The organism is Cohnella mopanensis (genome assembly GCF_022352055.1).
GTDB classification, from domain to species: domain Bacteria; phylum Bacillota; class Bacilli; order Paenibacillales; family Paenibacillaceae; genus Cohnella; species Cohnella mopanensis.
In genome coordinates this window covers 139,217-153,886 of the sequence record NZ_JAKRWM010000002.1, presented here as the reverse complement: position 1 = coordinate 153,886, position 14,670 = coordinate 139,217, and the positions used below count along the sequence as shown (strand labels likewise).

The following is a 14,670-nucleotide window of genomic DNA, read 5'->3' as shown; positions in this document are numbered from 1 at the left end:
CTCCCCTCGTTTGATCAAAGTAATTGCATAATAGTTCCGCTAACTTCAATTATCGTCTCTAGAAGCCAAGTCACATCTTCGCGAACTGGCTTAGGAATTTCGTATCGTTCGCATAGAAATGACGGATATCGTCGATTCCGTATTTGAGCAGCGCAATCCGTTCTACGCCCATCCCGAAAGCGAAGCCAGTAACTTCCGCCGGATCATATCCGCCGTGCTCGAGTACTTTGGGATGTACCATTCCGCAGCCGAGAATTTCGATCCATCCGGTATGCTTGCACATCCGGCAGCCGCTGCCGCCGCATTGCGCGCACGTCACATCCACTTCCGCGCTCGGTTCCGTGAACGGGAAGAAGCTCGGACGAAGCCGAATTTGCATTTGCGGTCCGTACATTTCCTGCACGAATTGAAGCAACGTTCCCTTCAGATCGCTCATCCGAATGTTAGGTCCGATAACCAATCCTTCGATTTGGTGGAACATGAAGGAGTGAGTCGCGTCGTCGTCATCGCGGCGGTACACCCGGCCTGGACAAATGACTTTAACCGGCGTTTTGCCGTTCATCGCCTTCATCGTACGGATTTGTACCGGCGACGTTTGGGTACGAAGCAAGATTTCATCCGTAATGTAGAAGGAATCCTGCATATCGCGCGCAGGATGGTTCTTAGGCAGGTTCAACGCTTCGAAGTTGAAGAAGTCCGTTTCGACTTCTGGCCCTTCCGCGACCGTATAGCCCATCCCGATGAAAATATCCTCGATCTCCTGGGTTACTTTCGTCAACGGATGAACGGAGCCCATGCTTACCGCTTTGCCCGGCAGTGTAACGTCAATCGTCTCCGCTTGCAGTCGGTGGGCGGTAGCCGCACGGTCGAAACCTTCTTGCTTCTCCGCGATTACCGCTTCAATGGCCGCTCGAACGTCATTGCCCACTTGGCCGATCACCGGACGCTCTTCGGCGCTAAGCGATCCCATGCCTCTCAAGATCTCGGTAAGTTGACCTTTCTTGCCTAGGTATTGAACCCGAAGGTCGTTAAGGACCGCGGCATCCGCCACTCCCTGAAGCTGCTCGAGCGCCTCTTTCCTTAGAGCCTCTAATCGTTCTTTCATCCCGATTCTCCTTATCGCATTGAAATAGAAAAAGGCCTTCTCTCCCGTAAGGGACGAAAAGACCGTGGTACCACCCTTTGTTGAAATGCCGCCGCTACTCCTTGAAGTAGCTGGAACGCTTGCGCGCTCTGGACATTCCCGCTTCATACGGCGTAACGGGCCGTCAGCCGGTTCCTTCTAATCATCGGCACTGCCGAACCTTCAAAGGACTGCTCCGGAGTGAATTTCGACAGCCTGGATTCTTAGGAACGCTCTCAGTCTTAGGCGCTCCCTCCCTGAAAGAAGGCACTGCTTACTTGTCTCCATCATCGCATTTTTGCATTTACAGATCATTATAGAGCATGTGAAATGTTCAAGCAAGCCGGAATGCCCGGCTTTGTAAACAAAGACCATCCGGTAAAGTTACCAGATGGTCTCTCGCAAGTACGTATTCTTTATGCCCGTTTGCGGAATAACGCGATGAGCAACGCCAGAACGCCTGCAACCAAGCCCGCGATTGCGAGCGACAATGTTAGCGTATCCCGGTCGGAATCTGCTTCGTCGCCGCTTGCAGCCGCTCCGCTTGCCGCACCGTGGCTATCGCCATGTCCGTCTCCCGTAGCTGCCGTTACCGTCGTTACCGAAGCCGGTTTGTCCGCGTCCGCCGCGCCCGTCCATTCTACGACTTCGCCATCCGAATAGGTTTGGTATGCTTTCCATGTCAATTCTTTAGCATCGTCGGCTACTTTGCCTTGCATGCGGAATTCTCCGAATTCCGTGGCACCGAGTCCATTGCCTGTTGCTTTCCATGTGACGCTGACGATTTTATCCGACGCGCCTTTCTCGATTTCGTAGGTCCAATCCGCTTTCGGTTCGAAGCGGCTCACGTTCACGTTGTCCGGTATGGCCACTTTCACTTGCGTCGTCGCGCTATCCTTCTCCGAAGGCACGCGAACGGTGAAAACTTGATATGAGCCGGCAGGTACTTCTTTAGGCTGCACGGTTACGTGCGCGCTAGCTATTCCGGCAAATCCGATCGACAACAACAAGACTAAAGAAAGCATTAAACTTTTTTTCATAAGAGATATCCGACCTTTCATATTCCATTAGTTTAAGATATCTCTCAGTATAGCTTGCTCTACCCTATTGCGCATGACTCGAAAGAGTCATATTCGCGTTACACTTTGTGACGATATAGCGGCGTTATTACCCGTTACTACGATTCCGTCTCTACCATACCCCGTTCGTATGCGTAACGCGTCAGTTGAACCCGATTGTCCAGATGCAGCTTTTGCAATATATTTTTGAGATGATTTTTCACCGTGTGCTCCGACAATCCAAGCGATATAGCGACCTCGCGATTCGTGTTTCCTCTGGCTACCTCCTGAAGGATTTCCTTCTCCCTGGGCGTTAACCCGCCGTACTCCGGCTCCTTCTCCTTGGCTTGAAAGTTACCTTTGTTGCCGCGGTCCGCGAATTCCCGCAGGATGGACATGGCGAGCTCCGGGTTAAGGGGGGCCTCGTCTAGAGCAACCGCGCGCAAATAATCCCGCCACGCGGAAGGGTTAAGGTTCTTTAGCAAATAACCTTGAGCACCTTTCTTGAGTGCCTCGAACAGATGGGATACATCGTCGGATACGGTCACCATGATGATTTTGATGGACGGATACTCGCTCTTGATCGCCTTAACGGCTTCCAAGCCGCCCATTCCCGGCATGTTGATATCCATCAGAATCAAATCCGGCTGCAAACCGCCGGCCATCGCCAACGCTTCTTCCCCACTCGTTGCCTCTCCCACGACAAGAAAATCGGGTACCGCCGAGACGATCGTCCGCATCCCTTCCCGAGCGTGTCTATGGTCGTCCGCCAGTAGCAATCTTATCGGTTCACTCATATCGCCGACCCTCCGCGTTTCAACAATTCCACGACGGTCCGTTCTCCCCTGCGCTCGGCAAGGAACGTCCATCCCATCGCATGAGCCCTATCGCGAACCATCCGCAAGCCGAACCGGCCAGTCGCTTGCAGCGGATCCCCTCGGAACCCTACGCCGTCATCCTCGACCGCGCAGCGAAAGCCGCCATCTCCGTCGGGCTCGCCCATCACTAATACTTTGGACGCCTTGGCATGTTTGCGCACGTTAATGAGCGCTTCCCTTATGCACGCATGCAGCTCCACCTTTTCCTTATCGGTCAAGCTGCTATCCGGGATGCTCCAACTGAATTCCGCCTGTGCCTCCGTCATATCCGCCGTCTCCCCTAGAAGCTCCCGGAGCGGCACTACCCAAGCAGCGGCTGCCGGCGAGGGCGGCTGCCGCAGATTCGCGATCGCTTGGCGAACGTCCTCGTGCATAACTCGTACCGTTTCTCTGAGTCCTTCGGCTAATTGTTTCACCGGGCCCTCTCTCTGCATCTCGTCTAACTGATCGAGCTTGACCGCAAGCAAAAATAACGATTGCGAGATCCCGTCATGCAGCTCCCGCGCCAGGCTTTCCCGTTCCTCCAGCGCGGCGTTGGCCCCCTTCTCCCGCTGTAAAGCCCTTTGGGATTGCTCCAACCGGGCGAAAAGGCTTCTTACTAACGTCAAAGTTACGGCAAGCACGATAAAGGGAGCTAGCAGATTGCCTAGCTCCATCGACATATAGGGCAACAGGAAAGCATGCCTAATGTATTCCCATAACCCGATCGTAACCGTCGGGATAAGCAGAATCAGCCATTTGATTCTGCTATCCTTCCGCTGGTTATCCAAAGTAGCCTCGCCTCTTTCCTGCAGCCGACTATCTAGTAAATCCGATAGGTCGTTTCCACGACTCTCTCCGTATCGTCCGCGTCCGTTACCCTGATTTGCGCTTTCCACTGTCCCGCGAATGGCAAATAAGGACCTTGTGCCTTATAGGTCGTCTTCGTATAGTCGGGGAACGCATCCATTTCCTGATCGGTATACACTTCAAGAGGAACATCAATAAAGCCTATTCCCGATTTGTCCATCGGCAGCATCCGTAGCTGTACCGACTTAGGTACGCCCTTGCCGACCCGCTCCGGAAGCCATATTTTCAGACTAAATTCGTTGTCTCCAGGCGTATTGGGCGACACTCTTAGCGTCACGTGCATTTCGGTGCCCATCTGGTGAAACTTCAACTGCTCATTAGCAGGCAACGGCGTTTGATAAGTCAATATCCCCACCGTGAGCACGATGGCGGACAACAGCCCTACATCTACCTTTAGTAAATTCCCGTGGGGAAGATCTCCTTTTTTCAACCTTCTGCGGATGAAAAAGGCCGTAATCGCTACGAGCAAGGACAAGATCGCTTTGGCGATTAACCATTTCCCCCATGTCGTATATTTCAAATATTCCAAGGAAGGCAAGAAGTTTAACGTCGACAAGATCCCCGTTACCCATAGGACGAGGAACGAGATCAGAGCCCACTTGGAGAATACGAGGGCAAACCTGCCCGCCTCCGGCCTTTCCTTATACCAGATCGCGAGCAGCAAGATGAGTCCCCCGCTCCATATCGAAGCGGCTAATAGATGCACGAAGTCTAATCCGATCGAATAAGCGAGAGGATTAAAAACCGCCGCATGTCCGGACCAAGCTTCCACGAACAAAGCGATCGCGGCCCAGGCTAAGCGCGCCATAGAGCCAATGGAAGGCAGCAACGGCGCTGCGACCGCGAGCAGCAGCTCCGCGATATATAGCTTGCCGATCGTCGTTTCCGTTAAAATGCGTCCCCACTCGGAGAGCGGCTCTCCCTGCCCTAAGTCGCGAAGGCTGAAGAAGACATACGCCATCGTCGCAAGCAACGCGAATTTCCCAGCCAAGGCGAGTGCCCGAGTGTTTGCGTCCCGCACGACAGGCGAAGATTTTCTCATCAATCCCCATAATGCAATGCCGGCAACCGAGAGCAAACCGGCGTAGTACAAGATCCTAGCCGTATAGAGTAGAAACGATTGCTGATCCAAGCCCGCCGAGCCATGGTTATGGGAATGCCCGATTTGCTGATGCGGATCGAGCTCGCCGGCTGCGGGCAGAGGGGCCGGGTCGCCTACCGTAAAGACGTACGCTCCGGAAACCGGATGGCCATCGGCTGAAATGACGGAGTAGGAAACGGTATAGTGGCCTTCCTCCAGCTTAGGCAGCGCTATTCGAATTCCTTTTCCCTCTTTTATCGTTTCGAGCTTGCCTTTCGCGACATCGCGCGATGACTCGTTTAATACGCGGAGCTTCGAGGCTCCGTTATCCAACCGTTCATTAAAGATGACTTCAACCGTTGGAGGGCTGGCATCCATCCGCGTATTCGCTTCCGGAGACGTTCGCTCCAGAACGGCATGGGCGTCCGCCTGTCCGCTAAAAAGCATCGCTTGGAATAAAGCCACGACGAACAGCAGCAATACCCGATATTTAATCTGATGACAAGAAAAGCGCGAATTCGCGCGAACTTTACTGTAAAAAACCATCTAACATCCTCCTGCTCTTTCTTTCGACCGTTTCCGTTGCTTTCACCATAAGGATTCTATAAACATATAGACTTGAATATAACAACCTCAAGGACATACTCGGCTTAGCTATTCTATCGTACCCGAACGAGACTACCTCTTCAACTATATCGGTGTTATATTGCTTTCAGACCGTTACGTCATCCGCTGATTTTAGGGCTAACGTTCGGCAGATCAAAAGCAGTGTTGCATATTTATTCATTATTGTGTATTATCATAACCAACAACCTCATACACAGAAACAACGGCGCCGCAGTTCGATGAAGATCATCTTCGCGAATGGTGTGCGGCTTAATAGGGAAGTTTGGTGCAATTCCAACGCGGTCCCGCCACTGTATCGGACGATTTGAACGATCGTCTGTAGCCAGAGATACCTGCCATTGTTTCGGAGAAGCCAAGGAACCTACGGAAGATAGGGATGATCCGGCGCATGTGATGCATTCAGCACAAGCATGTTTGCCTTTTTTATCTATCTTAAAAAAGTGCTAAACATGCTTTTTTCGCGTTCGGCTAAAAGGTTGAAAAAAAACGAATGAAGGATGTGGAGTTCGCAATGGCAATCGTATCGACGGCCGGTGTCGGCTATCCCCGTATCGGGGAAAACCGCGAATGGAAAAAGCTGCTGGAGGAATTCTGGGGCGGCAAACGCGAGGAAGACAGCTTTCGCAAAGAAATACGGGAATTGCGCATTCGCAGGCTGCTCCGGCAGAAAAAATCCGGAGTCGCATGGGTTCCCTCAGGCGACTTCACCTTGTACGATTCCGTGCTGGATCACGTCGCGGCATTCGACCTCGTTCCCGAGCGTTTCCGCTATCTGGGCAAGCCCGACTCATTAGCCGTCTATTTCGCGATGGCACGCGGAATCGAAGGCGCTCCAGCGTGCGAGATGACCAAATGGTTCGATACGAACTATCATTATCTAGTTCCTGAACTAGCTGGAAATCCGCAGCCTAATCTTGTATTCAACCCTTGGCTTGAAGCATTCAACGAAGCTAAGCATGATGCCGGCTTGCTCACCCGTCCCGTAATTATCGGACCTTATACCTTGACGCGTTTAGCCAAAGGAGTCTCCTCCGCTAAATTCGCAGAGGTAGTGAGAGCTTTCGTTCCCGTTTATATTGCCGTGCTTGAACAACTAGCCGCTGCAGGAGCAGAGTGGATTCAGATCGATGAACCGTCGCTTGTCACCGATGTTCCCCAGGAGCATCTCGCTCTGCTAGCCGAGATTTATGGAACGCTGAAATCAACTAATCCGAACCTTAAATTGCAACTTCAAACTTATTTCGGCGCCGTTGAACACCCGGAAGCGATTTTCTCCCTTCCGGTCGACGCGATCGGCCTAGACTTGGTCAGGGGCAAGGACGGCAATTTGAACGCCATCCGAACACAGGGTTGGCCGACTGGAAAAAAACTCGGCGCAGGGGTTGTTGACGGACGTGGCATTTGGCGGGTTGACCCTGATCATGCGCTGAGTCTGCTGGCGGAATTGGTAACCTTAGTCTCGGCGGATCAGTTGATCGTTCAACCTTCCTGCAGCTTGCTTCATTCGCCTGTGTCCGTTAACTCGGAAGTTAGCGGCGATCCCGTCGTAAGAGGCTCGCTAGCGTTCGCAGACGAGAAGCTGGAAGAAATCGTTGCGCTTGGCGAAGCATTGGAAGCCCAAGCGAATGGCGTGGGCAAGGGCGGAGAATTGTCACCTCGCCTCGCGGTTAACCGTGAGGCGCTTGCGGCGCTAAGGAGCCACCCCGCCCGTCATCGCGCGGCGGCTCAAGGCACGAGCGAAGATCATATCGCGGAACGTGCGCCGTTCTCTGTGCGGCATGGTTTGCAGCAAGCTCGCTTTAACCTCCCTCTTCTGCCGACTACAACCATCGGCAGTCTGCCCCAGACGGCGGACATCCGAAAGGCTCGTCTAGAGTGGCGTCGCGGGAAGCTGGACCACGCAGATTACCGCAAACTGCTGGAAGAGAGAACCGAATTGTGGATTCGTCGTCAAGAGGAATGGGGAATCGACGTACTCGTTCATGGAGAATTCGAACGTACCGACATGGTCGAGCATTTCGCCCATCTCTTGGACGGTTACCATTTTACGACTAACGGCTGGGTACAATCCTACGGCTCTCGCTGCGTGAAGCCTCCTGTCATCTACGGCGATGTCATGGACCGCGGCGCCATGACGTTGGAAGATACGGTGTATGCTCAATCCTTAACGGATCGTCCGGTCAAAGGGATGTTAACGGGGCCGATCACGATGCTGGCTTGGTCGTTCTATCGCGACGATATTTCACGCAAGGAAATCGCGGATCAGATTGCCCGTGCGTTGGACGCGGAAGTCTTGCGTCTAGAAGCAGCCGGTATCGGCATGATTCAGGTCGATGAGCCGGCGCTGCGCGAGATTGCGCCGCTTAAACGCAGGGAGTGGCCGGAATACCTGGAATGGTCGGTTAACGCCTTCCGCCGAAGCGTCGCGGGCGTTCGCGACGAAACGCAAATTCACACCCATATGTGCTATTGCGATTATCACGAAATCATCGACGCGGTCGAAGCGATGGACGCAGATGTCATCTCGCTGGAGACTTCTCGCAGCCACGGTTCCTTGATCCACGCGCTCGAGAAACAGCCTTATGCCAACGGAATCGGACTCGGCGTGTATGACATTCACAGCCCGGTCGTTCCCGAGACGGAAACGATGCTCGCCGTCATAAGAGATTCCCTCGCCGTCGTCCCTGCTGACCGGATGTGGGTAAACCCGGACTGCGGCCTTAAAACGCGAGGCGAGCCCGAAACGATCGAAGCGCTCAAACGGATGGCGCAAGCTGCCCGCCAAGCTCGGGCGGAGCTAACCTAATTAACAATAACACCCCAAGGGAACGATCCTTGGGGTGTTATTTATTGCGTTGCTTTGTCAGGTTTTACCGGACTACACCGCGTACTTAGCTACTTTTATGCCTCGCAATCAGGTTTTACCGGACTACATCGCGCACTTGGCTACTTTTATGCCTCACAGTCAGGTTTTATCGGACTACACCACGTACTTAGCTACTTTTATGCCATGCAGTCAGGTTTTTCCGGACTACACCTCGCACTTAGCTACTTCTACTCCGCGCAGTCAGGTTGCTCACACGATGCCCTCTCTCTTGTTCCTCTTGTCCACGTCCCTATCGAACAAGGAGAGGAACTTATCCGGGGATACCGGCCGGGAGAAAAAGTAGCCTTGCGCTTCCTGGCATTTCAATTCTTTCAGGAAAGCCACTTGCCCCTCGCTCTCGACCCCTTCCGCAGTTACCGTCAAGTTAAGATTACGCGCCATTGCCGATATGCCGGACACGATTGCCGCGTCATTGCGGTCGGTCAGAACGTCGTTGACGAAAGAACGGTCGATCTTCAACTTATCTATCGGGAATCTCTTCAAGTAATATAATGAGCTGTAGCCCGTTCCGAAATCGTCAATACTGATTCGAATGCCGAGCTTCTTGAGCTTGCCCAGCATTTCCGTTGCGAACGTGACGTCCGCCATAATGCTCTCCGTAATTTCAAGCTCCAGCCATTGCGACTCCAATCCGGTCTCCTCCAGCACTTTGGCGATCCTTACGTCCAGATCGTGCTGGCGGAACTGGCGAATCGAAAGGTTGACAGCCAAAATAATGGAAGGGTAACCTTCATCCTGCCAGCTCTTCATTTGTTGGCATGCGTTGCGAAGCACCCATTCTCCTAGAGGTAAGATAAATCCATTCTCTTCGCAGAGCGGAATGAATTCAGAAGGCGGGATTTCCCCTCTCTGCGGATGGCTCCATCTCAACAACGCTTCGGCTCCCACCAGCGTTTCATGCTCCAGATCAATCAACGGCTGATAGGCAAGATGGAATTGGCCCAACTCGAGCGCGATACGCAAATCGTTCTCGAGCAACAATTTTTCCTTGGCTTTTAAATTCATCTTAAGCTCGTATCTCTTCCAGCCGTTGCGCGTCTCTTTGGCGCTGTACATCGCCGTATCGGCATTCTGCAGCAATAGATCAAGCGTATTGCCGTCATCCGGGAATAGCGCCATTCCGACGCTGCTCGTAATATGGAAGGCGGAATGCCCTACTTTAATAGGCTGCTCAAATAGTTCGACAAGCCTTTGAGCGGCTGCTTCCGCTTCCATGTCTCCGCCTATGCCGCTTAGGAGCACCGTGAATTCGTCTCCGCCAAGACGAAAAACATTTTCCGGTTTCTCCGCGTACTTGCTTAGTCGTTCGGATACTGAGATTAACAGCCGATCTCCAAATGAATGGCCCATGGAATCATTGATTGTCTTGAAACGGTCCACGTCGAGCCAGAGCAAAGCAAACCGGCTCCCATTATGCTGAGAGCGTGCAATCTCCGCCCTGACCCGTTCCGCGAACAACCGCCGATTAGGCAGTGCCGTCAATTCATCGTGAAAAGCTAAATAATTAATACGCGCTTCCGTTTTCTTCTGCCGTCTGTAGGGCTCCTCGATGAGTACGAAGTAAATGCCCTTAAGTAAAAAATAGTACCCAACCAGCTTGAATGCATCGCTGAACAAATATTCTAACGAGCCTGAATTCGTCCCCAGCGTTTCTTCGATTTTCGCGAAAAACAACCAGATTAGCGCTTGCACGATCGTAAGCATCGACTCCGGTCTTTCGATACGATTACGGTATAAAATAACGGCTATAGCTGCCGCATAGAAGAGAAGAGTTGAGGTTTGTTGAATCGGAGCAAGCGAGTCGATAAAAGATTGATTCCAATGATCCGCTCTAAAAACGAACCACGAGATTAACGCGACAATACCCACGACGGGAATAATCGCGTAAATTCGCATGCGCGGCCTGACGATCGGATTTTTTAACGAGAACACGATCAATAGCCCCAGAGCCCCTACCCACTGGGACGTCCAGTTCAATAGAACATTCGGAGTATCCCCAACCTCGGGATTATAGAGCGGCATACCCGGTACGCTAATTCCATGAAGCATATCCAGCAAGCCAATCGCGGAAAACAAGGCTGCCGTCATCAGTCGTTGCCTGCATAAGGTAGGCAAAAAAAACATCCAGCCTAAAATAAGCAAAGCAAAGCAGATCGCAAAAGCCAAAGATTCCAGAATCATATGTAAAACGTATCGATTAACATGAATGATTGCCTGTTCGAGCCAATCTTGTCCGAGCTGTATGCCGATAAAAACCGTTACGGCAGCCATAACCATCCAAATTGTTTTTATTTCCGCGCGATTAATCGACATGTATGTGCCCCCGACCAAATACCTACTCTTCAGACCCAAATCTCGTTTTCGTCTCTATTATTTTCCACACAAATGATCAGTTTCCTTCTTTCCGTTATTTATTTCGACAGAAATTCGACATAATTCGCCTACCTTTAATTCGTTTTTTGTACAGTAATTCCATTCTTTTGAAAATAATCGACAATTTCGCGAGCATGTTCAGAAGCTTTTAACGTGTCGCCATGCAGACACAGCGTGCGAAATTGTCCTGAGACGGCAAGCGTGTAAGCCTGACGAACTATATCTGCGGAACTCTCAAGCACAGCACCGCGAGCATGTCTAGGAACTAAACTCCCATCCGGCAAATAGGCACGATCTGCGAACCCTTCCGCTATGAAACGAATACCGAATTTATCGGCAGCAGCCTGAGCTTCGCTTCCTGAAAGGCCGTACAGCAGCAGTTCAGGATCCAGTCGGTGTATCGCATTCACGATGGCTTCCGCCAATTGAGTGTCTTTAGCGGCCATGTGATACAACGCCCCGTGCAACTTAACATGCTGCAACCTGCTCCCCATAGCTTTGACATATGCTTGAAGCGCTCCCGTCTGATACAGCACGAAATCTCCCGCTTCCTCGGGAGTAATCGACATTTCGCGCCTTCCGAAGCCTAGTCGGTCCGGCAACCCCGGATGCGCGCCGATCGCGACGCCATACTTCAAGCAACCAGCGACGGCTTTGCGCATCGTATGCGGATCTCCAGCATGAAACCCGCATGCGATATTCGCTGATGAAACATATTTTAATAGGATATCGTCCGCTCCCCAATCATAAGCGCCGTATCCCTCTCCCATATCCGCATTTAAATCGATAGCCGCCATGAACGGTCTCCTTTCGCAACTTCCATTTGCAACATTTTCAAGTAACACGGTACAATTATACTATCGGCAAGGGAGGATTGGTTCAGAAGTGGAATCGTACGACTTGGCGGAACTCGTCATCACTCAACACTCGCAAGCTTGGAACCTCGTGTTCTCGCGCGCCAAATTGATGATCGTTTCCGATTACGGCACGCGTCTATGGTACATAGACATCGATGGAATGACAGACGAGAAGTTGCTGCAGAAGTTTGCGCAATCGGACGATATCGGAGTCGAGATGGTTACGACAACGATCGGGGGACGCAGAATGGAAGGCAAGGGATTTTTCCATCCGAACCCACAGCATTGCGCCGCCGCTATTCGCGGCGATGGACCATTAGAAGGTTACGGCCAACTTTAAGAAAGGCTATCCCTCATGATCAATAATCTCATGCGGGATCAGCCTTTCCTCCGTTCAAGCCAAGCATACAGAATTATGGCACCCTCCATCTCATCATTGTAGAAGAAGCGAATTCGAGACATACCGTGTAGGAGGTAGAGGCGAATCATGGATAAATGGATAGGTCGGTTATCCCAACTGCGTTGGTTTATCGTCGCGGTTTGGCTTGTGCTGGCCTCACTCTCCTACTTCGTTTTACCGGATTTACAGGCTGTCGTGCGCCAGACAGAACAGAAATTTCTGCCGGCCGATGCCGAATCCGTACAGGCAACCCGTCTGTTGCAAGAAATCAATCCCGCTTCCCGTTCATTGTCCAGCGCGGTAATCGTGCTCTCCAGACCAGGTAAATTGACGGAGGAAGATACGAGTTGGATGGGCAAGCTTATCGCACAGATACAATCTCGTAAAGAGGAACTTCAGATTACAAGCGTTTTATCTACCCAAACGGAACCGGAACTCGCCGAGAGATTGCTAAGCAAAGATGGCTCGACGCTGCTTGCGATCGTTAATCTTCCTTATGCCGATTTCCAAGACGCGACTAAGGAAACATTAGTTAAACTCAAACAGCTGCTTGTAGAAGCTCCTGAGGGGACATCGTCCGTATTGACGGGAGGCGCGCCGCTCTCGCAGGATTTCCAGCAAACCTCGGAAAGCGGCTTACGTAGAACCGAAATTTTTACGATCGGGATCGTGCTTCTTATCCTGCTCATTGTGTTCCGCTCTCCTGTGACCCCGATCATTCCTTTATTGACGATCGGAATCAGCTATGTCATATCGCAGGGATTAATTAGTTGGACGGCTAGATTCGGCATGCCCGTCTCCCATTTCACGGAGTCTTTTCTGATTGCCGTGTTATTCGGTGCGGGAACCGACTATTGCATGCTCCTCATTCAGCGTTATCGCGAGGAGCTTCGTACGGGGCAGGATGGAAACATGCTTGCTGCCATGTTCCGTATGATGAACGGCGTTGGAAAAACGATTATTTTCTCTGCCAGCACGGTGCTAACGGCATTTCTAATTATCGGATTCGCGGAGTTTGGACTGTACCGGTCCGCTATCGGCGTAGCCATCGGCATGCTAGTGACGATCGTTGCCGCGCTGACGTTGACGCCTGCCTTGCTGCTAACTTTCGGCAAAGCCGCTTTTTGGCCAATCCCATTAAAGGAAACGAAAAGCGCTCGGGAATCGAAGTTATGGGAGAAGCTTAGTTCCTTAACAGCTAGACGCTCCGGGCTCATCTTATTATGCGCCGTCATCGTTCTCGGACCTTTGACTTTGCTCTATCATAACAAACGTTCCTTCGACGATATTTCCGAGATTAGTCCCCGTCTGGAATCGATTATCGGATTTCGACAGGTAGAGAAAAGCTTTAGCGCAGGAGAAGTATTTCCGGTTACCGTAGCGATAACATCAAGTCAATCTATGCGCACGAAATCAGGGCTTGCCGCACTCGAACAGATCAGCTCCGATCTGACCCGCGCCGTTAACGTTAAGGAGGTGCGCAGCGCGGTACGTCCGCTCGGCCGCAAACCGGAACAACTGACCGTACCGGGACAGCTTCGGCAGCAACCGAATGCCCAAGAACTAATTCAATCCATTATGAAGGATCAGCGTTCCTTAGTCGAAGGACTGGAAGCCGTAGCCTTAGGAGTTGTACCGATAAGCCGAGGGCTTCTGGGCGTTGTTCCGTCTATACGGGGGCTCGGGGATGGACTAAGTAAACTGATCATTTCGCAGCTCAGCGCACTACAGCGAATCTCGAATCCAAGGGGAGATTCGCGGACGGACAATCTGTCCGAAACCAGTCTTCAAGCCTTGGATTATTATATTTCTCCCGACGGACACACGACGAAGTTCGAACTCATTCTAGAGACGAATCCTTATTCGGACAGCGCGATGAAGTCCATACCGCTCATCGGAGAGTTCATTCGAGACAGCATCAATCGTACGTCGTTATCGGAACCGAAGGTATACATGACCGGAGTATCTGCCAAATACAATGAGCTAAGCGGCATTTCCTATCGCGATTTCGTGAGGACTATTCTACTCGTGCTCGCGGGAATTGGAATCGTGCTTATTCTTCTTCTCCGTTCTTTATTAGCGCCGTTATATGTCATGCTATCACTGGGATTTAACTATCTCGTTACGATGGGAATTTTGGAGTTTCTGTTCGTGGATGTATTGGGGTACCCCGGCCTATCGTGGACGGTAAGCTTCTTTATTTTCCTTATCATCGTGGCGCTCGGGGTTGATTATAGCATCTTCTTAATGGCACGCTTCAAGGAAGAACACCGACCCGGAGAGGTCAAACCGGCCATGGCCAAAGCGATGAGAACAACGGGAGGGATCATCGCTTCCGCTGCCGTTATTATGGCAGGGACGTTCGGCGCCCTCAGCTTCTCCGGCGTAAATACGCTTGTGCAGATCGGTGTCGGCACCCTTATCGGTTTGATGCTCTATGCCACGATATTCATGGGTTTAATCGTTCCTGCCTTTTCCTTCCTGCTCGGTGAAGCCAATTGGTGGCCGTTCCGTTCTCGTGCAGACAAGAAATAATC

10 protein-coding genes, 1 riboswitch and 1 other annotated feature are annotated in these 14,670 nt (G+C 51.7%); of the genes, 3 read left to right on the top strand and 7 right to left on the bottom strand.

Annotation, left to right across the window (positions count from 1 at the left end; translation table 11 throughout):
* Positions 1–70: 70 nt before the first annotated feature.
* The 5 genes from pheS to L3D05_RS04835 all read right to left on the bottom strand — a co-directional run bounded on the left by pheS (position 71) and on the right by L3D05_RS04835 (position 5,535).
* Entirely contained in the window at positions 71–1,105 is a 1,035-nt protein-coding gene (pheS, locus tag L3D05_RS04855) for a phenylalanine--tRNA ligase subunit alpha (protein ID WP_239614885.1), read from the bottom strand.
* A 46-nt stretch (positions 1,106–1,151) separates the two neighbouring features.
* Positions 1,152–1,423: a binding site (T-box leader), on the bottom strand.
* A 116-nt stretch (positions 1,424–1,539) separates the two neighbouring features.
* Positions 1,540–2,163, bottom strand: coding sequence for a YcnI family copper-binding membrane protein (locus L3D05_RS04850; RefSeq protein WP_239614884.1), 624 nt, complete (start codon positions 2,161–2,163; stop codon positions 1,540–1,542).
* A 137-nt stretch (positions 2,164–2,300) separates the two neighbouring features.
* Positions 2,301–2,978, bottom strand: a complete 678-nt coding sequence (locus L3D05_RS04845) for a response regulator (RefSeq protein ID WP_239614883.1) — start codon at positions 2,976–2,978, stop codon at positions 2,301–2,303.
* Positions 2,975–3,829 (bottom strand): sensor histidine kinase, encoded by an 855-nt coding sequence (locus tag L3D05_RS04840; RefSeq protein ID WP_239614882.1) that lies wholly within the window; start codon positions 3,827–3,829, stop codon positions 2,975–2,977. The genes L3D05_RS04845 and L3D05_RS04840 overlap by 4 nt, the downstream gene beginning before the upstream one ends.
* A gap of 32 nt (positions 3,830–3,861) precedes the next feature.
* Entirely contained in the window at positions 3,862–5,535 is a 1,674-nt protein-coding gene (locus L3D05_RS04835) for a copper resistance CopC/CopD family protein (RefSeq protein ID WP_239614881.1), read from the bottom strand.
* Positions 5,536–5,809: 274 nt separating this feature from the next.
* A riboswitch (cobalamin riboswitch) is annotated at positions 5,810–5,970 on the top strand.
* Between the two features lie 157 nt (positions 5,971–6,127).
* Between L3D05_RS04835 and metE the strand changes: the two genes are divergently transcribed.
* The gene (gene metE, locus L3D05_RS04830; RefSeq protein WP_239614880.1) at positions 6,128–8,422 is read left to right on the top strand and encodes a 5-methyltetrahydropteroyltriglutamate--homocysteine S-methyltransferase; all 2,295 of its coding nucleotides are present in this window, start codon (positions 6,128–6,130) and stop codon (positions 8,420–8,422) included.
* 270 nt (positions 8,423–8,692) lie between these two features.
* On the opposite strand, the gene L3D05_RS04825 is transcribed toward metE, so the two are convergent.
* The gene (locus L3D05_RS04825; RefSeq protein ID WP_239614879.1) at positions 8,693–10,816 is read right to left on the bottom strand and encodes a putative bifunctional diguanylate cyclase/phosphodiesterase; all 2,124 of its coding nucleotides are present in this window, start codon (positions 10,814–10,816) and stop codon (positions 8,693–8,695) included.
* 134 nt (positions 10,817–10,950) lie between these two features.
* Complete coding sequence (locus tag L3D05_RS04820) at positions 10,951–11,673, bottom strand: LamB/YcsF family protein (RefSeq protein WP_239614878.1); 723 nt, start codon at positions 11,671–11,673, stop codon at positions 10,951–10,953.
* Positions 11,674–11,761: 88 nt separating this feature from the next.
* Here L3D05_RS04820 and L3D05_RS04815 point away from each other — a divergent pair, with 88 nt between their 5' ends.
* Positions 11,762–12,073: a hypothetical protein gene (locus L3D05_RS04815; protein WP_239614877.1), complete on the top strand. Its 312-nt coding sequence runs from the start codon at positions 11,762–11,764 to the stop codon at positions 12,071–12,073.
* Between the two features lie 147 nt (positions 12,074–12,220).
* A complete protein-coding gene (locus L3D05_RS04810; protein ID WP_239614876.1) occupies positions 12,221–14,668 on the top strand; it encodes an MMPL family transporter in 2,448 nt (815 codons plus the stop codon).
* Positions 14,669–14,670 lie beyond the last annotated feature (2 nt).

Bases quoted from the DNA above. Each gene is read 5' to 3' on its own strand.
- pheS (WP_239614885.1), bottom strand. From the start codon at position 1,105: ATGAAAGAACGATTAGAGGCTCTAAGGAAAGAGGCGCTCGAGCAGCTT.
- L3D05_RS04850 (WP_239614884.1), bottom strand. From the start codon at position 2,163: ATGAAAAAAAGTTTAATGCTTTCTTTAGTCTTGTTGTTGTCGATCGGA.
- L3D05_RS04845 (WP_239614883.1), bottom strand. From the start codon at position 2,978: ATGAGTGAACCGATAAGATTGCTACTGGCGGACGACCATAGACACGCT.
- L3D05_RS04835 (WP_239614881.1), bottom strand. From the start codon at position 5,535: ATGGTTTTTTACAGTAAAGTTCGCGCGAATTCGCGCTTTTCTTGTCAT.
- metE (WP_239614880.1), top strand. From the start codon at position 6,128: ATGGCAATCGTATCGACGGCCGGTGTCGGCTATCCCCGTATCGGGGAA.
- L3D05_RS04825 (WP_239614879.1), bottom strand. From the start codon at position 10,816: ATGTCGATTAATCGCGCGGAAATAAAAACAATTTGGATGGTTATGGCT.
- L3D05_RS04820 (WP_239614878.1), bottom strand. From the start codon at position 11,673: ATGGCGGCTATCGATTTAAATGCGGATATGGGAGAGGGATACGGCGCT.
- L3D05_RS04810 (WP_239614876.1), top strand. From the start codon at position 12,221: ATGGATAAATGGATAGGTCGGTTATCCCAACTGCGTTGGTTTATCGTC.